Genomic DNA, 24,923 nt, shown 5'->3' on the forward strand with positions numbered 1-24,923 from the left:
GGACGCCCTAAGGCGCCCGCGAAGTCTAGTCAGTATGCTTACTTAATTTTTCGATCATATCTTCAGCGTTCTTCATATCCGGCAAGACGTACACTTCGTTAGCACCTAAAAGGTGGGCGCTAGACACTGCGTTTTTAAGCAGCGCAAGAAAATCGCGTTCACAATTAGTAGAACCAACATAAATTTCGCCGTTGTTATTTGTAACTGCGAAGGCCCCGCGGTCAACTTCCAATTTAATGTGCGCAGCGCCATTTTTAAAAAGATCGGTTAGTCTGCCGTTTGAAGTTTCGCGAACATAATAAGACTCTGCGGCGCCATAATCGCCATAAAATTCGTTTACTTTGGAAACGCAGTACATCCGATCACCCCTTCGCGTATATCAATTCTCCGCCTACATCTGCATAACGACATGTCATGACGGCGCGGGAAATCCGCATGTCTTTCGATCCTTCTGATTCTCGAAGCATAATTTCGCCGGTCTCGGAATCTACGAGTAACACCTCGTCACTTTTAACGAAAACTATTACGATGATCGCCTCCCCTTCCTAAAAACACGCAAAAAAAATACACCCGAAGGCGCTTATGTCGTCTTTTAATCTTGTTGAGGCAGGTAGGCTCCCGGATTGTGGATGTAGTTGGCTAATTTTGGACCGAATGTCTTAGCAACCGAGTCGAAATACTGACTATACGCCGAAGAGATGCCGCGTTCTTTTAATTGAATAGCCGTTTCCTTGACTTGCCGCGCCCGCTTTTGTTCATCTGTATCCGCGAAAGCATTTATTTTAGAATTTATGTGGTTGAGTTTTACGCGACTAGAATTGTCTCTGTCCATAATCGAAGTTGCTATTGATGCAAACTCTGATGATGCCCTTCTCGCAAAGTATGGAGACTTAATTTGACCTACAAAGTTATCTAAGTCTTCAAGAGCGGCAGCCGTATTTCTAGCTAGTAGCAAATTATTTTTTAACGCGAGAAAACTTCGATCGAATTCAGCTACTTCTGCATCGGCCGGTCGGTCGGGTTCATTCAGAATAATATCGTTTGCGCCTGAAATAGCTCTATCCGCAGCAATATTGTACAGCTCATTTCTACCCTGTAGATCCTTCATTAACTCATCGAAATGGTGCGCTCTAATTTCCGACAACTTCTTCGATTGAGCCTCACGCGATAATGATGTATCTCGAAGGATGGCGTCCTCACTCTCTGCTACTCTTTTCTTAATATCCAAAAATACCCTCGGAATTTGATCTCTAATGTTAGCAAGCTCTGTGTAATTGGTTTCTAGTTCTTTCATCTTTGTCATAAACTCCACACCTCTACTATTTTTAATTATTTTCGTTTAATTTTGGTACAATGCCTTTACTCAAAGCGTCTTGTATTTCTTTGGTGCCGATACCGTATGGTGAATTTCCGTTTGGGGTATGTCGAAAGGTTGTTTCCCTAACGTATATATTGGGATAGTATTTATCAAATAAGCCAGTTGACGTCGCCGACGCAGTCTCACCGATAGACCTTGCCACATCAAAATACGTCTGACGGCACTGTACATCAATCAGTTCGTGATGGGCTTTTAATGCGTCTAAATACTCTTTCTTTGCCAGGCGTATTCGATCAAGAGTTCCTTGTTCAAATGTATTTTTATGAGATTTCAATTCAGCAGACAGATCAGACATGACTTCTTCTTTGATCTTTAGTATGTCTCTCTGAAGGATTCTACTAACAGTCTGTCGACGCTCGCTGCTTCCTGATAGTTCTAATCGCAATGAGGACACTTTTTCCCGGGCTTTTCTCTCCTTAGACCTATTTGCTTGTGATGATTCGATTGATAAATTGATAATCGCTTCTTCTAGCTCTATCTCTGCTTTTTTTAGCTCTTCTCCTAACTTTTCATCATGCATAGCCAACTCTTCTTCACTCTTTTTTTCTGTTTGCTTAGTGAATCTAATTTAGAAACCTTCTCGGCGAGGCCTCTCGACATCTCGAATATCATGGTCCGTCCTCCTAGTATATTAATATCTTTTTACCGAATAATTCCTTTGTTAAAAGGCGCACATTTCCTGTTATTGAACTGTATTTAGAGAGTAAATCAACAGCGGTATCCATGACGTATACTTCCTCTGGTATCGCATTTATGTCGGAAAAATCTGTCGTAGCGTACTCACATGATTTAAAACGTCTTATAATGCGCGCCGTTGTTTCAGTGATTTCGGGGCATTTCGGCTCGTCAACTTCTACCATTTCATAGGCGATTTGTATAAGAGATTGATCGAATATAATTTTCAGGTCAACAACGCCCAACATCTGCGAGACACTCTTTAATGCTCTTTGAAGAACTCGATAGTCCGTATTCTGATTGTTTCGTTTGCCTAATGTAACAAAACTGCCTGATGCTTTTATTCCTTCATAGTTCGTTATCATATAAGAGTAAACGGAGCGTCGATCGTCCATAAATTTCGCAATAAATAGTGTATGCTTCATAACTCACCTCTCATAGAACAGGTTTATTGTGGTGTTTAATTAAATAAGGCTTTAATCGCGGCCAGTGAGTCCCCTTTGCCCGCATATATAACACGAGGATTAACAACGGTTTTTCGTTTCCTTCTGTCTCCACTAATTTCAAAGAACCCAAAAACTGGCTTACCTTCATATTTAATTCTGTTTAAAGTATTTTTAAATTGGCCTTGATCCTTGTATCCAAGAAGCGCGGCTAACTTATCTAATGGAATAGGTTTTACTAAGTCCTCATTTGATTCGCTTGGATTGAATGAAACGATATTGAATTTGAAGTTTACAAACGGCAAAATGGAGTATATGATCGCAAGTTGTTTTACTGAACGCCCGTTGTACGCCTTGCAAAGATTCCTTACTGTGGCACGGAACATTCTTGTATGCTGCATTTCTTTCGTAAGTTGTCTGACGTCGGAATGCGCCCCGCGATAGAAAACGCAAGGATTCATATAAATAACGCCATTTTCTTCGCGGATAATGTTCTCGTCCTCTAACTTTCTATAGAAGTCTCTGAATTTACCGGCGCTCATTCCTACTAGATTATTTAATCCGCTTTTATTAATTGGCTTACCATTATCATATTTTAGCTGGCCGTCGCCCCATCCGGTGTATGTACCGATTAGCATTAAGCGTGCTAGGTCGGATTGGTTGAGCTTTGGAAAACTTTCTTCCATAGTAACTGCGTCATTGTAAAAAGCGGTAACAAAACCACCGTTTTCAGATTCATGCGCAGTCAGATCGTCTTTGATTTTTAGGTTACGCACCTGTTTACCGGACGTTTTCGTAACTACTTCTACTAAATGAGAGACGTCCTTGCCGTGTTTATTGAAGATTTGGCCGTCTCTTATCGTTGCTTCCGCTTTAATGCCGAAGATATCCTTCTTGACGCCTGCTGGTAGGCTCATCCATTGGCGTTGCTCCATAACTCTATTCGTCAAATACGATCGCCTCCCTTAATTTTCGTATCTCTTGAAGTTTCTTTTCGTCTAAATTAAACGCAACCATGAATCGATTCGCCATTCGTTCGGTGAACCTTCTTTCTTGGCGCTCAATTAAGGCGATCATCTGAGTAGAACATCCTAGTTTGTCGGCTAGTTCAGCCTGAGTCATATTTCTTGTGACTCTGAATGTGCGCAACAATTCCGGTGTCATTACAGCGCCCTCCCTTATTTTTGTTATTATTTATAAACTTTCTATGCAAATAAAAAAGAACCCATTATCGGGTTATCCTTCCTATAACGTAGTACAGCATATTCAATAGTCATACAAGCACCTTCATTATATAGGACACATATTCGTAGGTTACACAAGTATATCTACGTAGTCCTTAACGATTAGTCATCGTCTGTGTCTCCCTCTATAACGTAAGACAGCATATCCGTAGTAAACGTAGGGTATATTTACGCAATCAGCGGGTATGTTACGTTTATTTACGTCCTCATAAGACATAGCCAACTATGCGTAGGTATTATGGGTAAATTAACGTAGCTTGGGCGTTTATTTATCGTTTATATGTCCGCTGTATTATCGTTTAGAAATCGGTCATGATTAATTTGATTAGAATTACTTGGTTTTTCGGGTCGCTTTTCCGTCGAATACTTGGTTTTTCGGGTCGCTACCAAAAGTGGAGGAACACCTAGAACTGCGCGGTTTTACGGCATTTTATAAAGTGCTGGTATATCTTAGTCAGAAGTCTAAATTTACATTACCGACGCAACAAGTGGTACTAACATAAACCAAAGCAATTCGTTCGCTTACGCTTACTCTTGCAAATATCCTTTATCGCGATAGATATATCTTTTAAATTAGGTATTTGCGCGAAGGGTTTTAACTGAGCGCTAGTCTTTTATCTCGTAAGTAATTTCGCCTTCTCGTACTTATCGAGGAATGCGATTAATACGTCACCCTACCGTTAGTATGTTACGTTCATTTACGTCCTTCTACTACGTATAGCCAACTAAGCGTATGTTTCACAAGTAAATTAACGTTGCTTAGGCGTTTATTTATCGTTTATATCTCCGTCCTACTAACGCTATCCCTACCGTATGTATTTAAGTACAGCGCCCTCGGCTCCGCCTCGTCCGCAAATATACATTAATTATACATATTGCGTATATGTGAGACGGAGCGTAGCGACGGATCACTAGGTTTTAGATTTAGAAGATAAGAAGTAATTTCCGTCCTCAAAACGCTGTACCCCACGTGGCTCTAAGCGTCAACCCCGTTTTCGCTTGTACGAATAAAGTCGTACTTTTGGCGATTTTGTACGAATGAAGTCGTATTGATTATCAGTTAGGACGCTTTAATTGAGAATGAACGCAAGCAATTACGGCTAGACTACGTTTAACCTAAGCATATACATACATATAATCGTATAAATATACGTTATGAAGTGTTCTGTTTTCGCCACACTGAAACCCTGTGTCATTCATGATACATGGAGCAGTACCCTTCACCACATGAAGCCTTAGCACTTCAAATAATGATGTTAACGGATTAGCCGTATATGGGTAGACGATACACGGCGTTCGCCATGAAACAAAATCACACGAAATTAAGCCGTTTAGGTCTTCCGAGTATACTAAGCCTCGGCCGCTTCTAAAACTTCTAAATTTCGTGCAATTTTACTGCTTTAAAGATACGGAACGAAGGCGCGTTCCAATTCGATAAGTTCGCGATGTAATTCGCTTCTTTCTTTATGGCGCTTGCTATTCTCGAAGCAAAGGTCGGACAACTTTTTCGCGTATTCAACCAAAACTGCGGCATCCTTTTCGCCGATCTGCGCACGTTTAGTCATAGCGATTTCGAGACTCGTTTGCGCGAAAGTTACTTCGACGTCCGCCCACTGACTGTAAAGACGCTCATATTCCACTTTGAGGCCGCGAAGAATAGTCGATCTAACTAATTCGCACGCGCTGCGGTTGCTCCCAGGTAGCTTTCCGATCTCATAAACGCCGATGATTGCGCCATTTGTTGCGATGATAAGACGCGTATTAGTCGGATAGTGGTCGTAAACTGCTTCAGACCCGCTCGTCGAATCAAACGTATATACTTTGACGGCTTGGTACGCGCGTCCGATTAGTTCGTTAGCTGCGTCCTTTTTTGATAGTCCAAAAATGCGGTTTGCCTCTGCGATTGTTTTATTAGTTACGTTGTAAATTGTTTTCATGGGTATCCCTCCGAATTTTATGCGAGTAGAAGCTCGCGATTTTTAGTTGTATCTAGTCTTTTGAGAATGCGTGTTACACTCCATCTATTTACGCCTGTCAGCCTGCTTATTTTCGTATATGACGGCTTGTCGAGCTGTAAAAACGTTTCAACTACCTTTAAGCTGATTTCGTCTTCTATCATGGCTTTAAAAACTCGCATTGTCTCATTTTGAATATAGGCATCTTCTGTCGTTGCTCCTGCGGTTTTACCCGCTCCCACGTCCTGCGGGTCGACGATAGTTTCTTTATTGCGGCGCACCGATTGATTCCTGTAGACGTTCGCGCGCGCCCTTTTCATGCTGAATTTATACAAGTGTTCGAACGGTCGAATGCCGTCCCACTTTTCAACGCACTTCATCAATATGTCTTCGTATAACGCAATCACGTCAGCTTCATTTGAGTTGATCGACCGTGCTATTGTGGAAAATTTTTTTCTTTGTTTGTCGATAAGTTCCCGATATAGCTCATTAAATACAAGCTCGTTTTTGGTTTCGCGATATTCGATAACAAGTGCGTCAATCATTTGAATTGCCTCGTTCTTCCTTTACGATTGACCAATACATACCGCCGATTATTACCGCGGCAATGCTTCCGATAAAACTACCGATCATTGCGAAGTCCGACATGATTTCGTTCATTTGATGCCCTCCCGTATTTGCATACGAGGTCGTTCGTACTTTGTTCGCTTGTTAACCGTATTGAAAACGGTTATCATAAATATGACGAAGCCCTCGCGGTTTAGTTGATTAGGACGCCAGTTCCCGCTGGCATTTTAATCGGAAACGTTGGATGTACTTTCGATTGCCCTCGATATTGCCGCCAAAGTGCCGCGCTAACAGCATGGCGATTTCGGTGTTATTCGTACATCCCCGTGACCAGTTCGTTAATATCATTTCTTTACGAAGATCGCCTTGCGCTAACAGGGCGGTCTTTTCTTTTAATAAAACTTCGCTTTCGACGTCCGCTAAAACGTCTTTCGGCTCCCACGAGATATTACCGCCATCTCGCATTCCTTCTATAGATAAAGCTGCTGCTCGTTTCGTTTGTTTCAGATACGTAATACTTTCGCGTTTGATAATTCGCTGTATCAGCGCCCTTTTGTCGCGCCCGTTTTCCCTATACCGATCTAGCCAGTAACCAACCGATAGTAATGTTCGTTGTTCAAACGATGTTTGATCGGGTACGCTTCCCGCTATTCTTTCAGATTCATGATGTATATACGGCATTGCGCCGGATTCCATCGCTAACGTTAGTAGATACGCCTTTCGTTCGTCCACTTCCTCGCCTCCGAATTAGTAATGTTTTCTTCTGTAAGTAAATAGTAGCATGGGAAGGGCGAAAGATTCTGAAAACTACACAAACATAGAAAAAAGAATTTTTATGTAATTAATGAAAATTATTGAAATAAAAAAGCCGCTAGAATTAATCTAGCGACCTCTTTGTTAGCCATATCAACCGCCCGGTTTTCTTTCCGCGACTTTAATCATATTGTCTCCTTTAGCATCTTTGAAGCCTTTAGGATTATCAAGCCCCAACAAGCTCACTACTACACCCAAAGTTAAAGCAACTAATAACGTTTTTTTCAAATTTAATCTCTCCTTTGCTGAAGTTAATTGACTTTAATGCTTGAATTTGAATATCGTCTACACCGAACGTAGATAAGTCATCGGCAATCATGTTTGCGAAAAGACAGTTCATTTGTTTAAAAAAATACGAAAATCCGTCGTAACATGCTTGAAGCGTGTTTTCGCTGCGGAACTTAAAGTACATGATAAAGTCCGAGTTGTCACCTAGCGCCATTTCGTTCGTAAGACGGGACACGTCTGGTATTTCTCCCCCCTCTTTTACCGAGAAATAAAGTTCGGTTAGATATACATCTATGTCCGCCTCTTTTACCATTTTAGACTTATCTACTCCCTCCATCAATTCTCTACTTCTATTCATATAAAGAAGGCATTTCCCTTTATCACTTAGGACAAAAGACATACCTAAGTAAAAATATGCATCGGAAACAGTTTTTGAACAGGCATTTGCAAAAATAATCATTTCCGCATAGTGACGAACTTCTTTAAAGTTAGAGAAATGAAGATGAACGGGCATCAAGATTTCCGCGAGCCTATACAAGTAACATTCTTTGAAAAACTGCCGACGCTCTCCTCTATAATCGCGAAGCTCATTTTCTATGTCACTGGCTTCAGTAACCATTTTCAAGAAATCTTTATCATAATACAGCACATAGCAATTATAAATCTTTATCAAAAGAGATATATCCTTATCTTTCGCACATTTAATGCTTTTCAGAACTCCTCTTAGTTCAGGAAAAGATATTTCGTCAGTCATATAAGCATAGATAGCGCTATAGACTTTTGTGTAAAGCAGTAACGACGGATCATCTTCAGCTAAATTTATAATCTCTTTCAGCAGAACCAAATCCCTTTTTATTGCTGCGTATTCGAATGAATGTTTTATTGATTCGGTAGTGTTCAAAAGAAGGCACCACTTCCTCATAATATCGTGATAGTCTGTACCATACAGCATTTGAGCAATTTTAAGTAATGTTCGGAATCCGATAGAACCACTTTTTTTAAAGTTGTAAAGCGAATTAACATGAACTTCAAGAATCGAAGCTGCCGTCTCTAAACTTAAATCACGATCTTCCATTGTATTAAACACATCATCGCGAATACTAAACAAATGAATCCCCCTCTTTTTGGTATCTCTCTTTTATATTTGGTCTTTTATAAGGTATAATTTGAACCGTATAGCCCCGATATAAGCTATGCGGAGGTGTTTGTTACGGTTAAGTATCGTCGAGGTAGATGTTTACTTAGCGACCGACTCCGTGAGCGTGGCTATACTCAAACGCAACTAGCCGATAGAACTGGCTACGATAAGTCCATTATTTCGAAGTACGTCAACGGCACGCGTGGCATGAATTTTGATACCGCGAAAACCATAGCCGCTGCGATTAATTGCACCATTGACGACCTTTACGAATGGATTGAGTATGATTAGATGTCGGTCGCTGGCGGGTCAAACACGCCCGTCACCCGAAAGTTGTACGTTCGTACAACAATTCCGTCGATATTTCCGACACAAAGGGAACCTCCGTTCTATTTCGTTCTTAATATAACACTAAACCCATCGACATTGTAGTCGTAATTTGTCGAATAAATCTAAATATTTACGTGTAATTTATGGTAAGGCTTCCGTATTCAGTGAGAAACCGTACGGCGCGATGCCATAACCATAAAATCGACAACCGACATTTGCGCGATTTCCTCTATAGAACGACCTGCGATCGCTTCGTTTTCGTCGTCAATTCGGAACAATACTTCGTCTCGGTCGCCGATCTCCCAGGCGCCAGGAACGCCCGCCATCTTATAAAGCGCAAGACCGTTGCCCTCTTCGTACCCTATCGCGAGACCATCCCCTAAGTGGACTAAATCTTTTTCCTTCCGAAAATGTGCGCCCTGCCCGTAAAAATCATAAAATACAAGTTCAGCCTTAATCAAATCTTTTTTCATTTTCATTTCCTCCCTTTAATCACTTTCATAATAAGTAGTGATGCGTATAGAGATGTGGTTGCAATAATTATTTGGTCAAGCGTAGATATTTTTCTGAAGGTCATTGATGCGATCAAAAAGCCGAGCGCGAGAAGTATCAAGTAATCAAAAGTATAGAATTTCTTCATATGTGGTATAATTGATTGAACCGGGGCTTATCGCCCCGTCCGTTTACTTGCGACGTTTCTTCTTGGCGGGAGACCGTCGCTTTTTCTTTTTCTTTTTTCTCATTGCGATTAGCTCTAATGAAATCTTAATAATTCCGAGCCATGCGCCTATGAGTACGGATATTTTTGTTGCCAGTTCAATCAATTATTTTTTCACTCCTTTCTTGCCATACTTTTTGTATGACTTTCTATACTTAGTATAACTTGTTATACATTTTAAGTCAACAACATATACGAAATATTTTTAAAAATGGACAAAATGTATTATTTGTTATACAATATGGACAAAGGAAGGTGTTAATATGACTAGACGTCAAAAGGACATTAGGTTAAAACCATCGTACAAGCCGTTAGAACACATGCTCATCAGGAAGGATAAAAAGAAAACGGACCTTCGTAATGAGTTAGGACTCTCGCCTAATACAGTCGCTAAAATCTCCGCTGGCGAATTTGTAGCTATGACCGTTATCGCGCAGCTTTGCGATTATCTTGATTGTCGCATCGAAGACATAGTCGAATTTGTTCCGAATGATACCGATGATCAGTCGTAATGGCTGGTCTTTTTTATTACGAAATTGAACGAAATTAGCCGTTTTGATGACTACGTATATATTGCGTTCCAGCGCGCAGCAAGCGAGTCAAAACGTAGGAAAATGCGTAGTAAATTGGCGGCGTTCGAGTCGTTTATCGAAGCGGAGTAATTTATGATACGCTAAGATTGAGGGCATCTTATCGCAAATTGCGATGACATCGGAACTTATTGACTTAACAAATTCAATCGGTGTATAATCGCATTGATTACATTCCGGTTTCGTGTCCGAAATAATACGGACCGTATCCGAAATAAGTGTACGTAAGGCTTTCGTAGTAAGAATCGTAATAAGTTCCGCAATAGGTTTCCGGTACCACGTCTGCCGGGGGTTCGAATCCCTCCGAGTTTAAAAAATTGTGCGCAAGTTTTGTTTACTAGATTCCGCGTTTTTGTTTGGGGCGCTTGGGGGCGGGCGGCTCTTTCCTTCGTTTCATCGCGAAAATGAATAAATTATACATAAAAACGCATAATGAACGTAACAGAATCACCTTTTGTTACATTCGCGAGCGTACGAAAGCATTGGTATGATAACGTTTGTCACGTTCTTATCTTCGCAATGACTACTATTGTTTTTATGCAACGTATAAACCGCGCCACGCCTGTATGCTCCCCGATGCCCTATGCCGGCCCGACTGTATAAGATCATGCATAAACGGTTCGTCTTCGTATGTTACACGTCGATACGTAACACACACCGTTAAGGCGTCCTGTCCACGTAACTTATCGTCACATAAACGTTGATAGGACGCGGCTTGACGCCTCTTTATGTCGCAGTGTGCCGACCATTATGCGCAGCCCCTACAGTCCGTAATACAGTAACATGGCGCAACCCCCTGAGTTTTAGGCGGCCTTGTCCGCGGGAGGCGCTTGCTTGGTGTTTTATATCTCGATAGCCTCGTATGCTGCGTCAATCTCATCCGCAGTTATGCCGATATACTTCAACGTTTGAGCCTCCGAACTATGGCCGAATACTTTCATAATCCGCGTAATGTTTATACCTTTCGAATAAAGCTGATACCCGAATGTTTTACGAAGTGTGTGCGTACCTATATCGATATTTATTCCGGCTCTTTCGGCGGCCGCATTTAAGACACGGTAGGCCTGAACGCGACTGATCGGTTTATTAATACCTTTGCGCGACTGAAATACATACGAATCGTCGTCTCCGTCTAACTTCTGCGCCAGCTTAACAACCGTAGATGACAACTTGATATCGCGAGTCTTTCCCGTCTTACCTTCCTTGATAGTTAAATGCGACTGTCCTCGAAGGTCGCCGACTTTAATCGTTAGCAAGTCAGATATACGGAGGCCCAGCGATACGCCTAGTACGAACATAACTAGATCGCGGCCGTGGAGCGCCTTCTTCATTCGTTCTATATCTCGTTTATTTTTGATTGCGTCAACTGTATTCGCCATTCTCATGCGCCCCTTTCGATTTCCCTGCGGTAAAGATTATCGAACAGATTCGTTAATATCCCACTATAATATCCGACAATATTTCGTATATGCTTCCGTTTAACACCGATAAAAGCGATACGAAGCGCATTCAAGCCGATTTCATCTAGCAAAGACTTATCATATGCAGATTTAAGGGCGGACGTCTGCGCCAAGTACACGCCATATAGACGGCTTGTTAGACGCCGATCGGTTACAAAGCAATCAATGACATTTCTGAACGCAGCATACGTATTACTTAGTAAATTATTTTTGCTTTTAAGAATAACGGCTTCGTCTTCGGATTTTGGGCGATCCGCCTTAGTCTCCGTAGGCTTGGCCGCATCTTGGCGGAGTTGCATTTGCGGAGTAGCACTAGAAGGCGCAGGCGCTAGGATGACGTACATATTTGCGCCGTTACCTCCGCTAACAGGACGGTATTTTATTTCTTTACGAATAATGCCGAGAGTTTCTAGGCGCTTGATCGCGCGTATAATTGTAGTACGGTGCTTGCCGATTAGTGACGCTATGGAATCGATCTTCAGCCACGCAACGCCTGGCGTTTTGACTGCGTGACGCGATAGCACCTTCAAGACGTCTATTGCTGACGGTGATAGGTTGGATTTATTGCGGTAGATGTGCGTGCGGATGGCGCCATTTAGCTCGTCAATTGAGCGGAATTGGGCCATTTTAGCGGATTCTTTCGTGTACATTTTCGTCGCTCCCTTTAGGAGAACGCAGACCATTTCGAAATTAAGGCGCACTTAAATAAGCGTTTGACTCGTACGCTTTTTTCCGATATACTGGAAGCAGGGTTAGGGCGTTCCACTTACCGGATTTATTCGGTTGGTGAGCGTTCTTTTTTTTGTATTTTTATATGCGCATGTTATTTAATGGCGCGTGTTTCTGATAAATGCGGCCTACCTCATCGTCATCAAAATCAAGATAGGCTTGTCGCGTAACTTCAGCAGAAGAATGACCTAGTATAGTCGATAACGTCGTTATATCTCCGCCGTTTAATAAGTAATATTTCGCGAAGTTGTTACGAAGATGGTGAGGCGCGACGGAAAGTCCTACTTTATTTGATGCGATCGTAAAGTTCTTTTCAACTCCCGTTATACTTTGCTTACCTCCCCTATTTGTCGGAAAGATGAATTCCGAATTCGTGTAGCGTTCTAGGTACCGAAGCCACCGTTTTATATCCCGCATAGTTTTTAGCGACATAAAAGCGAATCGTTGTTTTCCGTTCTTAGGATCGGACAACAAAATCGTCTTCCTTCTGAAATCAATATCCTCTAAACGTAGATTTACAAGCTCACCGACGCGCATTCCTGTATCTAATAATAGGCGTGCTTGCATCCAATTCCGATAACCGCAAAAAGTTGCCGTGTCAAACGCTCTAAAAAACAGGCGTAAATTTTCTTCCGAAAGCAGTTTTTTCTTTTTTCTATTCGGCTTAATTCTCTGCACGTTCTTAACCGGGTTATCGCGGATCTCACCTTCGGATAAAAGAAATGAGAAAAACACTTTAATATTACGAAGATAATTCGCTATGGTCGTATCGGATAGCGGCTTGCTGTGATCGGTCCTATTATGCGGATTATTTAACGACTTCGAACTCTCGCGAGCCACGACGGTATATTTGCCCCTTTCGCGAAGATACTTTATATAACTGCGTATATGAACCGTTTTTATATTTTTCGGCTCATCAATTTTGTGTTCTTCGCGTAGATAAGCGAGAAACAAATGCAACGTCTGTTCGTAGCTTGCTTTCGTTTTGATTGCGAGGTTTTTTGAATCGCAGTAAAGCATGAAGTTATCGAGCTGCAAATCGAGATCATCCAACATAAAAAACGCCCCCTAATACCCGTTTGTACGGAATTAGCGGACGTAAAAGTTTATCGTATAAGTTTGCGAATATTTATCGGTGTGTTAACGTAGTTTATCGGAATTTACCGAGTAGTAAACCGTCTATAAACACCGTTAGCTTGCTCTATGCTCTAAACGCAGACGATCAGCCACCATGGCAATAAATTCGGAATTGGTCGGTTTGGCTTTTGACATGCTGACTGTGTAACCAAAGAGTGACGAAATGGAGTCAATATTCCCTCTGCTCCAAGCCACTTCAATGGCATGACGAATCGCTCGTTCTACCCTGCTGGCTGTCGTGTTAAATTTCTTTGCAATGTCTGGGTACAATACTTTTGTAATACTGCCGAGTAGTTCAATATCATTGTACACCATTGAAATGGCTTCTCTTAAGTATAAATAACCTTTAATATGAGCTGGCACGCCAATCTCATGAATAATCGTCGTAATGCTCGCATCTAAGTTCTTACGTTTCGGTTCAGGTTTGCTGCGAAGGACACTGTTTTGGATAGATGAAGATCGATGGCTGACTTGTGTGCCGTTTCCACTGACTTGACGAATATGACCTACGAGGTTTTCCATATCGAATGGTTTCAAAATGAAATAGGATGCGCCCAAATCGACTGCTTTTTTCGTTACGTCTTCTTGTCCGAAAGCCGTCAGCATAATGACACTTGGCTGTTTGGTCATTTCATTGTTTTCACGGAGGCGTTCCAGTACAGCAAGACCGTCTAAATGAGGCATGATAATATCTAAGAGGAGAACGTCGGGCTCTTTATCTTTAAATAATGTCAGACATTCCTGACCATTATACGCCACGCCAAGTACTTCCATATCTTCCTGTCCCTCAATATACTCTGTCAAAAGGCCAACAAGTTCTCGATTGTCATCAGCTACACACACTTTAATTTTCTCCACGTTCTTTCCTCCCCAATGTCGATTCCTTAGTCTTTTGCATTTCTCTTCTGAGTGTTCAATTCGACAAAACCATGCTATCCCCTTTAAAAAAGTTTAATTTTCCGAATAATAGAGCATTATCTAGCTTTTTCTACGTTTTTCTTAATGAATCGACGATTATTGCAATTTGACAACACACTGTTTTCCATTTTGTCGAAAAATCTCTTTTTCCTTATTTTATAACATGATGGAAGAGAAAGAAAGGGTAGAAAAAAACTGCCGGAAGATTCGCGGCAGTTTTCATCAGCTTGCTTTTTTGTTTTTTTGATAAAGATCAATCCCTGCTTCTGACAGCATCCATTCAATGTGTACGCCGTATCCGCTTGTCGGGTCATTGACGAACACGTGAGTGACCGCTCCAATGACTTTGCCATTTTGGATGATCGGACTTCCGCTCATTCCTTGAACGATCCCGCCCGTTTTGCTTAATAAGCGTTCATCTGTTACTTTAAGCACCATTCCTTTTGTTGCCGGGAATTTTTGCGGTGTTGTGCTGATGATTTTAATATCAAATTTCTCTACTTTATCATGGTCCACAACCGTTAATATTTCGGCTGGACCTTCTTTTACTTCACTTGATAATGCGACTGGAAGTGGTTTGTCTGCTACATGATTTTCAAGTTTTTCGGTTAACGTACCAAATATACCGAATGGACTGTTACGTGAAATATCACCTATCGTTTTTCTTTCGGAAGAAAACCTGGCCAATTTTTCTCCAGGGTTGCCTCCTGTCCCTTTTTCAATGGATGTGACAGTTGATCTGACAATTTCACCATTGTCGACTACGATTGGTTTTTTTGTATCCATGTCAGAAATCACATGCCCAAGGGCGCCATATTTTTTAGAAGATGGTTCAAAGAAGGTCATCGTCCCGATTCCTGCTGCGGAATCACGAATATAAAGACCGATTCGATAAGTACCTTCACTTGCATCTTTCGCGGGTGTTAATGTCGTTTGAAAGGTTTTATGGTCTCTTTTTATGAGTAAATGAAGGGTTTCCCCCGTTTTTCCGGCTTTCTGAATAAATGGGGTGAGGTCATTCATCTTCTCCATTTTCTGACCATTGATCTCAATGATCATATCCCCTGATTGAATGCCTGCAGCTTCACCTGGTGATTTTTTGCCGTCTGCTGTTGTGATTTGATGAAAACCGACAACGAGAACTCCGACAGAGTGGAGTTTGACGCCAATGGATTGTCCTCCAGGAATGACTTTTAATTCGGGAAGAACATCGACTTTTGTTTTCTTAATAGGAAATCCTTTAAGATCATAAACAATTTCGGCTTTTCCCGCCTTTTGTCCGGTTACTTCAAGTTGATTCTTTTTCTCTGAAAGACTAAAGGCTGGTGAAGAAGCATTGGCTGACGCTTCAATGGATGTATCAATCGAATGCTTCTCGTGTTCAAATACTGCGACAGTTGTTGGAATGCTGATATATTCCTTCACTATGCTCATAAACCCTGTACTTATTAAAGAAACAAGGAGAATCACACCAATGGCTTTTCTCATCTTTTCGGGCATTCATTTTTCACTCTCCTCGCTCCTTACCCACACCAGAACATTAATGTTTTGGCTACATCTTTACTTTTGCCTTCTTAGCGAGGATTTATAACCGACACCTTTAGAAAATGATTGGATAAATTGATAAAAGAAAAAGACGATTTCATGCGTATATACGGCGAATATGAGACAATATAAAAAAGGCAGCTGTTGTTTCAGCTACCCTGTCGTTTTGACATCATTTGCTTGGTGCAGTAATTCTTTTGCATGCTGTTTTGTGAGCTCAGTGACTTCTACACCAGCAATCATTCGGCCAATTTCACTCACTTTTTCATCATCACTGAGTGGTTTGACGTTCGTCATTGTTCTACCAGCTTTAGCGCGTTTTGAAATAAAAAGATGTGTATCAGCCATTGCTGCAACTTGCGGCAGATGGGTAATACAGAGTACTTGTGAGCCTGCTGCTACTTTATAAATTTTTTCAGCAATGGCTTGTGCGACTCTGCCACTAACACCCGTATCCACTTCATCAAATATAATGGACGTCACTTCTTGTTTCGCTGAGAAAATACTTTTCACTGCCAGCATGACACGTGAAATTTCTCCTCCAGATGCTACTTTTGACAAAGATTTCATCGGTTCACCCGGATTTGTAGAAATGACAAATTGCGCTTGATCTATGCCATTTTTCCCGAGCTGTACGGGTTTTCCATCTAAAAGCGGGCAGTCCGTACTGCCAAAAGGTGCATATCGAATCGTAAAAGCGGTATCAAAAGAAGACTTCTCCATATATAAATCCTTCAATTCAGCTTGAATGTGCTTCGCCAGTTTTTTCGCCCATTTTTTACGGAGCTCTGACACGTTAAGCGCTTCAAGCAATGCATCCCGGCTTATCGCATCAAGTTTGTTTTTAAGTGTCTGCAAATGGCTGTCTCGATTTTGGATTTGGTCTATCTCCTCTTCAATCTTAGCCGCATATTCTAAAATTTCCTCAACGGTTGTGCCGTACTTTCGCTTCAACTGCTTCATCTCATTTAACCTAGACTCAATAAAATCAAGACGGGCTGGGTCAAATTCTAATTGATCAAGCATGCTGCGCATTTGAAAAGTAGAATCTTCTAATAAATAATAGGAGTTTGACACTTGCTCAGAGAGCGTTTTCAGATCGTCATTGATCTCAGAAACTTGCTCAAGCTCGCTTGAAGCCATCCCAACCCAATCAAGTCCTCCCTGCTCATTACGCAGAGCATTATACGCGTTTTGAAGCGAGGAAAAGATTTTTTCAAAATTGCTGATTTGATGGCGTTCCTCTTGAAGCTTCTCATCTTCCCCAGACTCTAATTGTGCCGCCTCAATCTCTTCCAGCTGAAATTGCAATAAGTCTAACCGGTGAACCATTTCCTGTTCATTTTCAGACAGCTGTTTGAGTTTTTGCGCCGTCTTCATATATTGATCATACGCTTCTTGATACTGCGAGAGAGCAGGTGCAATTTCTTCTGCTCCAAATTGATCAAGCAAATGCAAATGATTTTCATCCTCCATTAACAGCTGATTATCATGCTGTCCATGTATATCAAGCAAAAGCCGACCAACTTCTCTTAAAAGCGAGATGGTGACAAGCTTACCATTAATGCGGCAAATGCTTTTCCCGCTTTGATTGATATCACGGCGAAGAATCATCATTTCATCAGATGCATCAATTCCTTGTTCCTGGCAAAGAGCAAATACAGGATGATCTGCTGGTACAAGAAAAAGACCTTCCAGCTCTGCTTTTTTTTCGCCATAACGGACAAATTCGGATGATCCTCTTCCCCCTACGAGAAGTGAGACAGCGTCAATCATGATTGATTTTCCGGCACCTGTTTCCCCTGTTAGAACTGTGAGTCCTTTTTCAAACGAAACCGTTAACTCCTCAATGATTGCAAAGTTTTTAATGGTTAGTTCTGCTAACACTCATTTGACACCTCTTTTTGTAAACCTGATCTCTTTATAGAAGCTCTAAAATTTTGGACGAAACGGTATCCGTATCGTCTGGCGTGCGGCAAATGATTAAGATGGTATCATCCCCACAAATGGTTCCCATAATTTCTTCCCAATCTAAATTATCCATTAAAGCACCGATGGCTTGAGCGTTCCCAGGCATTGTTTTTAGAACGATTAAATGACTGGCAGCATCCATTTTAATAAATGCGTCCATTAAGGAACGCTTTAATTTCGATAGCGGGTTAAACCGCTGATCTGCAGGAAGGCTGTATTTATATGTTCCGTTATTTGTTGGCACTTTGACTAAATGCAGTTCTTTGATATCTCTTGATACGGTCGCCTGTGTGATGTTATATCCATCCGCTTTCAAAATATCGACTAATTCGTCTTGTGTTTCGATTTCTTGGCTTGCGATAATTTCTCTAATCTTAATATGTCTTTGACCTTTGTTCATTTTGACCCCCCTAGACGTTAGAATCTCAGTTTGTCTTTACGTTCTATGTTATATGATGCACACTTCAAAAAACAAGCATTACGTGAGAAACGGTCAATTCTGATCTTTTGACCATGTAAAAAAGAAAAATAGCGAGCGATTATTCCGTTCAGCATGTAGACAAACCCTCGCATTCTTTGTCAGTCCTGCGCTCTGGTGCTCACGAATTCCAAATTCGCTCCGCGCCAGTACTCGTCCTTCCTAGGGCTGCAAAGGTTTTCTATCACGCTGAAAAGAAGACAAAGGGCTAAAATCAAGTTCATTTTAGCCCTTTGTCAACAATCTAAAAGGAATAATAGCGAGCTATTATTCCTTTTGTTTCAATAATTCATGTGTCAGCCGGCTCAGGACTGTTTTTCTTTTCTTTCAATACGGCATGGGCTTCTTTGACGACTTTTTCAAGTTCAGATACTGGAAGTGCCGTATTCTCTTCTTGATCGGGATGCAGGACCAAGTGGAGGAGAAATTCGATATTTCCATCTCCGCCTGTAATCGGTGAAAACGAAACATCCTTTACATCATAGCCTACTTTTGCAGCAAATTGATTCATTTCTTCTAGCACACCAAGGTGTACAGAAGGTTCTCGCACAATGCCTTTTTTTCCAACAAGCTCTCTGCCCGCTTCAAACTGCGGCTTCACTAGCGCAATACAGTCGCCGCCTGGGATAAGAATATGCTTTAATGCGGGAAGAATGAGTTTGAGCGAGATAAATGATACATCAATAGATGCAACCTCTGGTAATCCTTCGGTGAAATCTGCCGGAACAGAATGGCGGAAGTTGGTGCGTTCCATGACGATCACCCGATCATCCTGTCGTAATTTCCACGCAAGCTGATTGTAGCCAACATCCACAGCATAGGATTTGACTGCTCCATTTTGGAGTGCGCAATCTGTAAATCCCCCTGTTGATGAGCCGATATCAATTAAAAGCTTTCCTTCAACGGTTAAATCAAAATCTTGAAGTGCCTTTTCGAGCTTTAGCCCACCTCGGCTGACATATTTCAGCGGATTCCCCTTCACAGTCAGCGGGGTATCACGAGCGATTTTTTCTCCTGGCTTATCCAAACGGTTTTCATTTGAGTAAACGATCCCTGCCATAATGGCGCGTTTTGCTTTCTCTCTCGTTTCCATTAGTCCTTGTTCGACTAATAAAACGTCAAGTCGTTCTTTCTTTGATGTCATGATCCAATTCCTTTTCTTGGTGCTGCGGGAAGCAGGTCACGTAATGTTTCAGCAACCTGTGTTTTCGTCAGTCCAATTTCCTCAAGTAGCGCATCGACACTTCCATGCTCAATAAATTCATCTGGAATGCCCATACGTTCTACTTTTATATGAGACGCTTTTTTGTCGTAAATATATTCTAATACGCTGCTGCCAAATCCACCCTGAAGCACCGCTTCTTCTATTGTTAAAATTGGCAAACCTTCAGACAGTATCTCATTTAACATGCCTTCATCAAGAGGCTTAATGAAACGTGCATTGACAACACGGATTGATTTTCCTTCTTTTTGCAGTTCTTCTGCTGCCTGCAGCGCCATTTTAATGGTTGTACCGAATGTTAAAATGACAGCATCTTTCCCGGGACGAAGAACTTCCCAAGAACCAATTGGGATGGTTTTCAGCTGTTCATCCATTTTGACGCCTAGTCCATTTCCACGCGGGAAGCGCATGGCGATTGGACCATCATCATATTGAATGGCTGTGTTGACCATATGCTGTCCTTCATTTTCATCCTTTGGCATCATGAGAACCATATTCGGCATATGACGCATGAAAGCAATGTCAAACACACCTTGATGTGTTTCTCCATCTGCACCGACAAGACCTGCACGGTCAATTCCAATGAACACATTGAGATTTTGACGGCAAATATCATGCAACACTTGGTCATAGGCTCTTTGGAGGAACGTTGAATAAATCGCTAAAAATGGCTTCATGTCCTGTGTAGCAAGTCCAGCTGCCATTGTTGCAGCGTGCTGCTCTGCAATTCCAACATCAAACATTCGCTCAGGGAATTCTTTTGCAAATCCTTCAAGCTTTGAGCCAACGGGCATTGCAGGTGTAATTGCGACAATCCGCTCATCTTCCCGTGCCAGCTTTCTGACGGTTTCACTGACGAGACCACTCCATGACGGTGCTGCTGCTGTCGGTTTTACAAAGTCACCTGTGTCGATTTTGTATGGGCCTGTTCCGTGCCATGTGCCGATCTTATCAGATTCGGCCGGCTTATAGCCTTTTCCTTTTTTCGTGATGACATGAAGGAGAACCGGGCCTTTTGTTTTCTTTGCGTATTCAAGATTCTCAAACAAATCTTCATAGGAATGTCCATCTACTGGTCCTAAGTAAGTAAAGCCCATTTCCTCAAAGAACATACCAGAGACAAGCAAATATTTCAGACTGTCCTTGATACGTTCTGCTGTTGCAGCAAGCTTCCCGCCTACTGCTGGGATACGCTTGAATAAGTATTCAAGCTCATCCTTTACCCATTGGTATTTACCAGCTGTACGTAGTCTGCCAAGCATTGTATGGATCGCACCAACGTTTGGCGCAATACTCATTTCATTGTCGTTTAAGATCACAATCATGTCTTTTTTTTCATCCCCGATATGGTTCAGTGCTTCTAACGCCATACCGCCGGTTAGTGCACCATCGCCGATAATCGGGAGAATGTATTCATCTGTTCCTTTAATATCACGCGCTGCCGTCATTCCCATTGCACCAGATAATGAGGTTGAACTGTGTCCAGTTTCCCAAACATCATGTTCACTTTCATTTCGTTTAGGGAAACCGCAGAGCCCTTTATATTGACGAAGTGTATCAAACTCGGCGCCTCTTCCAGTTAACAGCTTGTGAACATAAGACTGATGTCCAACATCCCAAAGAAATTTGTCTTTCGGGCTGTCAAATACTTTGTGAAGTGCAACAGTAAGTTCAACGACACCAAGGTTTGGACCAATGTGCCCACCAGAGTTCGCTAACGACTCAATTAAAAACGTGCGAATGTCCGCACTCAGCTCCTCTAATTCTGCATTTGACATTCCTTTTAGAAACGTTGGATTTTTTATTGATAAAAGATCCAATCAGGATCAACTCGCTTTCAACAAAATTTCTATCTACATATATAATGCCTTATTCCTATGAAAACCAATTCAGGAATAAGAGTTGTCTCATCATGATAAACTGTTTACAGTTTACCACAATTGCTCGAGGACCCTCAAATCTAGGCTGTTTTTAGTGATCTCGTGAGGCAATCAGATCGCATAAATCATGCAGCAAGTTTTGCTCCAACTCAAGATTTGAGACAATTTCTTTCGCACGAGTGATATGTTCATCCAGCTTTTCTTTTGCTCCTGAAAGCGTTAATAAAGAAGGATATGTCGACTTTTCATTTGCTGTATCGGAGCCGATCCGCTTTCCTATTTTCTCTTCGCTGCCTTCAAGATCTAAAATATCATCACGGATTTGAAAAGCAATGCCAATATGATAGCTGAATTCTCTCAGCTTTTCGATCTCATCATCAGATGCACCTGCCAGTATCGCACCAGCAACCACACTAAAGGTGAGTAGCTTTCCTGTTTTGCGGGCATGAATCGATTCTAATTCAGAAAGAGGGATTTGTTTCTGTTCTGCTTCCATATCATCAAATTGTCCGCCAACCATTCCGAGTGCACCTGCTGATGTAACAAGTTCATCGATGATTCGAAGCTTTTGATCAGCAGGTACATCGTCAGATAATTGCGATGTAATCAGACGGAAGCTTTCAGTGAGCAGCGCATCACCTGCAAGAACAGCTGTTGCCTCGCCGTATACTTTATGGTTGGTCGGCTTTCCTCTGCGCAGATCATCATCGTCCATACAAGGAAGATCATCGTGTATCAAGGAATACGTATGAATCATTTCCACTGCACAACCTACTGGTATACCGTCTTCTTCCTTTTTCCCATACGCATTTAAAAGAGCAAGAACAAGGACAGGACGCAGTCTTTTTCCGCCAGCTTTCAGAGAATAAAGCATAGATGATTTCAGCTCTTCTGGAATAGACAATTCCTGCACATATGTAAATAAATAGTCTTCAATTGCATGTTTTCGTGTTGTTAAAAATTCGTTTAAGTTACTTGTCACCAGCATCTGCCTCCTTCACAGAAAAAGGAGCCAGTTCACCGTCCTCTTTTAAAATGAAATCCATTTGCTTTTCAACATGCTGTAATTTTTCATGGCAAAGTTTTGAGAGCGTCATACCCTCTTGGAAATAGTGGATAGCTTGTTCTAGCGGTACATCGCCTTCTTCGAGCTTTCCCACAATCTCTTCAAGTCCTTTCATGGCCTCTTCAAATGTCATTTGTTCTTCTTTTTGTTTATTTGATTCTGTCATGATGATTGCCCTCCTTCTCAATAACCTCACAAATCAGACGTCCATCCTTCATTGTAATCGTCAGTTGATCCTTCGTTTCTACTTGATTCACACTTTTAATGAGCTCATCTTCTTTATAAGCTAAACTATAGCCTCTTTCCATGACTTGAAGCGGATTTAATGCATTTAGTTTACCAAGAACCGATTGGAACTGCGAATGAATTGTTTTCATTTGCACATTCATGCTCCGAACGAGCTGTTCTGTTTCATTGGCGTGACGTTTTTTCGCCTGAAGCAGCTGCTCTTTTGGATGAAGCGGCTTCAGTCTATATGTTTGGCGGTCAAGTTGACTGCGTTTTTGTTCCATTTGTCTTGTCAGCTGTTTTTGAAAACGATCAAATATCATATCGAATTGCTGCTCTTTTTGCTCTTGTAATCGTTTTGGAAATCGGAAAGCATAAGAGGATTGAAGTGCCACAAGACGGTCTTTTGCTTGTGACGTTCGATTTTTTACTGCTCTTGTTAACCGAATGTCGATTGATTTGATTCGTTCAATTAAATCAGCGGTGCTTGGAACAGCTAGTTCTGCTGCTCCTGTTGGTGTGGGTGCTCTCATGTCTGCAGTGAAATCACTAATGGTAAAGTCTGTTTCGTGCCCAACTGCAGAAATGATTGGAATGTCTGATGCGAAGATCGCTCTTGCGACTGCTTCTTCATTAAAGGCCCAAAGTTCTTCAATCGATCCTCCGCCTCTCCCGACAATCAAGACATCACAAAGCTGTTTTTCATTGGCTTCTTTAATCCGTTCCACAATCGAACGCGGAGCATTTTCTCCTTGGACTAATGCCGGAAGCACAATGATCTTGGCCTGCTGATAGCGCCGATTGATCGTGGTAATGACATCTCGAACAGCTGCTCCTGTTGGGGATGTAATGACACCAACAACCTCTGGATATTCAGGAATTGTTTTTTTATAGCGCTCATCAAATAAACCTTCACTTGCTAGTTTCTTCTTCAGCTCTTCATAGGCAAGATGAAGAGCACCAACACCATCAGGCTGCATTTCTTTTGCATATAATTGATAGCTTCCGCTCGGTTCGTAGACTTGAATTCCGCCACGTACGAACACTTTCATTCCGCTCTTTGGTGAAAAAGGTAGCTTGGACGCGGAGCGCTGGAACATAACAGCTTGCATACGTGCATTTTCGTCCTTTAAGGTGAAATAAACATGACCTCTTGAATGAATCTTCACATTTGATAACTCACCTTTGATCCAAATATCTTCTAAATGAGGGTCAACATCAAATTTTCTTTTTATGTATTTTGTAAGGGCTGTGACCGTCACAAAGGCTTTTTCACTCATGACGTATTCCTCCTCTTCAAAAACGCACATTCATCCACCGGCAGCACGCAGGTGGATGAATGGATCAAGCTTATGATAATGTACGTTTTGCTGATTTAACCGTATTGTGTGCAAGCATCGTAATTGTCATTGGGCCCACTCCGCCAGGGACTGGTGTGATGTAAGAAGCTTTTTCTTTTGCTGCTTCAAAGTCAACGTCCCCTACAAGTTTCCCTGTTTCTAGACGATTGACTCCTACATCAATGACAATAGCGCCTTCTTTAATTTGGTCAGCTTTAATAAAGTTTGCTCGACCGACGGCAACAACTAAAATGTCCGCTTTTAACGTATGTTCTGAAATGTTCGCCGTTCTTGAATGACAGTAGGTGACAGTTGCATTTTCGTTTAATAGCAATTGTCCAACTGGTTTGCCGACGATATTGCTTCGTCCTACAACGACCACTTCTTTGCCAGAGAGATCCACACCTGTTTTGTTCAATAATTCAACAATACCTGCTGGTGTGCAAGGGAGGAATGTGTCTTCCCCAAGTAGCATTTTCCCGATATTCAGCGGATGAAAACCATCTACGTCTTTCTCTGGTGAAATTCGTTCAATGACGGCTTTTTCAGAAATATGTTTTGGCAGTGGAAGCTGAACAAGAATTCCGTGGAATTGATCATTCGCATTGTACTGATCAATCATCTTTAGCAATTCCTCTTCTGTTAAAGAAGCATCTAAATGATCAAGCTGGAAATGCATGCCCATGGCTTCTGCTGCTTTTTTCTTCCCGCGTACGTAAGAAAGTGAAGCCGGATCATCACCGATTAGAATAACGGCAAGACCAGGTGTGACTCCTTTTTGTTTTAGCTCTTCTACTTCTTTTGCTAATTGTTCACGCTTTTCTTTTGCTGTTTCTTTCCCATCGATGATTGTTGCTGTCATGTCGAATC

The 24,923-nt window shown here is 41.7% G+C and carries 28 protein-coding genes; 2 read left to right on the plus strand and 26 right to left on the minus strand.

Annotation, left to right across the window (positions count from 1 at the left end):
- Positions 1 to 25 precede the first annotated feature (25 nt).
- From M2353_RS11360 to M2353_RS11410, 11 genes are all read right to left on the minus strand, one after another.
- Positions 26 to 358 (minus strand): hypothetical protein, encoded by a 333-nt coding sequence (locus tag M2353_RS11360; RefSeq protein WP_284725431.1) that lies wholly within the window; start codon positions 356 to 358, stop codon positions 26 to 28.
- 234 nt (positions 359 to 592) lie between these two features.
- Entirely contained in the window at positions 593 to 1,303 is a 711-nt protein-coding gene (locus M2353_RS11365) for a hypothetical protein (protein ID WP_284725432.1), read from the minus strand.
- A 22-nt stretch (positions 1,304 to 1,325) separates the two neighbouring features.
- Positions 1,326 to 1,898, minus strand: coding sequence for a hypothetical protein (locus M2353_RS11370; RefSeq protein ID WP_284725433.1), 573 nt, complete (start codon positions 1,896 to 1,898; stop codon positions 1,326 to 1,328).
- Between the two features lie 103 nt (positions 1,899 to 2,001).
- Positions 2,002 to 2,478 (minus strand): hypothetical protein, encoded by a 477-nt coding sequence (locus M2353_RS11375; RefSeq protein ID WP_284725434.1) that lies wholly within the window; start codon positions 2,476 to 2,478, stop codon positions 2,002 to 2,004.
- A gap of 35 nt (positions 2,479 to 2,513) precedes the next feature.
- Positions 2,514 to 3,446: a hypothetical protein gene (locus M2353_RS11380; protein WP_284725435.1), complete on the minus strand. Its 933-nt coding sequence runs from the start codon at positions 3,444 to 3,446 to the stop codon at positions 2,514 to 2,516.
- Positions 3,436 to 3,660 (minus strand): helix-turn-helix domain-containing protein, encoded by a 225-nt coding sequence (locus M2353_RS11385; RefSeq protein WP_284725436.1) that lies wholly within the window; start codon positions 3,658 to 3,660, stop codon positions 3,436 to 3,438. Before M2353_RS11385 ends, M2353_RS11380 begins: the two co-directional genes overlap by 11 nt.
- 1,480 nt (positions 3,661 to 5,140) lie before the next feature.
- A complete protein-coding gene (locus M2353_RS11390; RefSeq protein ID WP_284725437.1) occupies positions 5,141 to 5,677 on the minus strand; it encodes a hypothetical protein in 537 nt (178 codons plus the stop codon).
- Positions 5,678 to 5,694: 17 nt separating this feature from the next.
- Entirely contained in the window at positions 5,695 to 6,240 is a 546-nt protein-coding gene (locus tag M2353_RS11395; protein ID WP_284725438.1) for a sigma-70 RNA polymerase sigma factor region 4 domain-containing protein, read from the minus strand.
- Positions 6,233 to 6,355, minus strand: a complete 123-nt coding sequence (locus M2353_RS11400) for a hypothetical protein (RefSeq protein WP_284725439.1) — start codon at positions 6,353 to 6,355, stop codon at positions 6,233 to 6,235. Before M2353_RS11400 ends, M2353_RS11395 begins: the two co-directional genes overlap by 8 nt.
- Before the next feature lie 108 nt (positions 6,356 to 6,463).
- Positions 6,464 to 6,943 (minus strand): hypothetical protein, encoded by a 480-nt coding sequence (locus M2353_RS11405; protein WP_284725440.1) that lies wholly within the window; start codon positions 6,941 to 6,943, stop codon positions 6,464 to 6,466.
- Between the two features lie 298 nt (positions 6,944 to 7,241).
- The gene (locus M2353_RS11410; RefSeq protein WP_284725441.1) at positions 7,242 to 8,411 is read right to left on the minus strand and encodes an AimR family lysis-lysogeny pheromone receptor; all 1,170 of its coding nucleotides are present in this window, start codon (positions 8,409 to 8,411) and stop codon (positions 7,242 to 7,244) included.
- A gap of 93 nt (positions 8,412 to 8,504) precedes the next feature.
- Between M2353_RS11410 and M2353_RS11415 the strand changes: the two genes are divergently transcribed.
- The gene (locus M2353_RS11415) at positions 8,505 to 8,732 is read left to right on the plus strand and encodes a helix-turn-helix domain-containing protein (RefSeq protein ID WP_034622472.1); all 228 of its coding nucleotides are present in this window, start codon (positions 8,505 to 8,507) and stop codon (positions 8,730 to 8,732) included.
- A 200-nt stretch (positions 8,733 to 8,932) separates the two neighbouring features.
- On the opposite strand, the gene M2353_RS11420 is transcribed toward M2353_RS11415, so the two are convergent.
- A complete protein-coding gene (locus tag M2353_RS11420) occupies positions 8,933 to 9,244 on the minus strand; it encodes a hypothetical protein (protein WP_284725442.1) in 312 nt (103 codons plus the stop codon).
- Between the two features lie 210 nt (positions 9,245 to 9,454).
- Positions 9,455 to 9,595: a hypothetical protein gene (locus tag M2353_RS11425; RefSeq protein ID WP_284725443.1), complete on the minus strand. Its 141-nt coding sequence runs from the start codon at positions 9,593 to 9,595 to the stop codon at positions 9,455 to 9,457.
- 157 nt (positions 9,596 to 9,752) lie between these two features.
- On the opposite strand from M2353_RS11425, the gene M2353_RS11430 reads away from it, so the two are divergent.
- Positions 9,753 to 10,001, plus strand: coding sequence for a helix-turn-helix domain-containing protein (locus M2353_RS11430; RefSeq protein ID WP_284725444.1), 249 nt, complete (start codon positions 9,753 to 9,755; stop codon positions 9,999 to 10,001).
- A 920-nt stretch (positions 10,002 to 10,921) separates the two neighbouring features.
- Here the strand turns inward: M2353_RS11430 and M2353_RS11435 are convergent.
- From M2353_RS11435 to folD, 13 genes are all read right to left on the minus strand, one after another.
- Positions 10,922 to 11,458 (minus strand): site-specific integrase, encoded by a 537-nt coding sequence (locus tag M2353_RS11435; RefSeq protein ID WP_284725445.1) that lies wholly within the window; start codon positions 11,456 to 11,458, stop codon positions 10,922 to 10,924.
- A 2-nt stretch (positions 11,459 to 11,460) separates the two neighbouring features.
- Positions 11,461 to 12,189, minus strand: coding sequence for a helix-turn-helix domain-containing protein (locus M2353_RS11440; protein WP_284725446.1), 729 nt, complete (start codon positions 12,187 to 12,189; stop codon positions 11,461 to 11,463).
- A 160-nt stretch (positions 12,190 to 12,349) separates the two neighbouring features.
- Entirely contained in the window at positions 12,350 to 13,324 is a 975-nt protein-coding gene (locus M2353_RS11445) for a tyrosine-type recombinase/integrase (RefSeq protein WP_284725447.1), read from the minus strand.
- Positions 13,325 to 13,459: 135 nt separating this feature from the next.
- A complete protein-coding gene (spo0A, locus tag M2353_RS11450; RefSeq protein ID WP_008342226.1) occupies positions 13,460 to 14,263 on the minus strand; it encodes a sporulation transcription factor Spo0A in 804 nt (267 codons plus the stop codon).
- A 282-nt stretch (positions 14,264 to 14,545) separates the two neighbouring features.
- Positions 14,546 to 15,823, minus strand: a complete 1,278-nt coding sequence (spoIVB, locus tag M2353_RS11455) for a SpoIVB peptidase (protein WP_284725448.1) — start codon at positions 15,821 to 15,823, stop codon at positions 14,546 to 14,548.
- A gap of 198 nt (positions 15,824 to 16,021) precedes the next feature.
- The gene (gene recN / locus M2353_RS11460; RefSeq protein ID WP_284725449.1) at positions 16,022 to 17,755 is read right to left on the minus strand and encodes a DNA repair protein RecN; all 1,734 of its coding nucleotides are present in this window, start codon (positions 17,753 to 17,755) and stop codon (positions 16,022 to 16,024) included.
- Positions 17,756 to 17,789: 34 nt separating this feature from the next.
- Entirely contained in the window at positions 17,790 to 18,239 is a 450-nt protein-coding gene (gene ahrC, locus M2353_RS11465; RefSeq protein WP_007501163.1) for a transcriptional regulator AhrC/ArgR, read from the minus strand.
- Positions 18,240 to 18,606: 367 nt separating this feature from the next.
- Positions 18,607 to 19,461, minus strand: a complete 855-nt coding sequence (locus tag M2353_RS11470; protein ID WP_284725450.1) for a TlyA family RNA methyltransferase — start codon at positions 19,459 to 19,461, stop codon at positions 18,607 to 18,609.
- Complete coding sequence (gene dxs, locus M2353_RS11475) at positions 19,458 to 21,359, minus strand: 1-deoxy-D-xylulose-5-phosphate synthase (RefSeq protein ID WP_284725451.1); 1,902 nt, start codon at positions 21,357 to 21,359, stop codon at positions 19,458 to 19,460. The genes M2353_RS11470 and dxs overlap by 4 nt, the downstream gene beginning before the upstream one ends.
- A 151-nt stretch (positions 21,360 to 21,510) precedes the next feature.
- Entirely contained in the window at positions 21,511 to 22,407 is an 897-nt protein-coding gene (locus tag M2353_RS11480) for a polyprenyl synthetase family protein (RefSeq protein WP_375805431.1), read from the minus strand.
- Positions 22,391 to 22,651 (minus strand): exodeoxyribonuclease VII small subunit, encoded by a 261-nt coding sequence (locus tag M2353_RS11485; RefSeq protein ID WP_003215880.1) that lies wholly within the window; start codon positions 22,649 to 22,651, stop codon positions 22,391 to 22,393. The genes M2353_RS11480 and M2353_RS11485 overlap by 17 nt, the downstream gene beginning before the upstream one ends.
- A complete protein-coding gene (xseA, locus tag M2353_RS11490) occupies positions 22,635 to 23,993 on the minus strand; it encodes an exodeoxyribonuclease VII large subunit (protein ID WP_047945452.1) in 1,359 nt (452 codons plus the stop codon). The genes M2353_RS11485 and xseA overlap by 17 nt, the downstream gene beginning before the upstream one ends.
- 70 nt (positions 23,994 to 24,063) lie before the next feature.
- Complete coding sequence (folD, locus tag M2353_RS11495) at positions 24,064 to 24,915, minus strand: bifunctional methylenetetrahydrofolate dehydrogenase/methenyltetrahydrofolate cyclohydrolase FolD (RefSeq protein ID WP_007501171.1); 852 nt, start codon at positions 24,913 to 24,915, stop codon at positions 24,064 to 24,066.
- Positions 24,916 to 24,923: the final 8 nt, after the last annotated feature.

The organism is Bacillus aerius, from assembly GCF_029894105.1.
In the GTDB taxonomy this organism is placed as follows: domain Bacteria; phylum Bacillota; class Bacilli; order Bacillales; family Bacillaceae; genus Bacillus; species Bacillus altitudinis.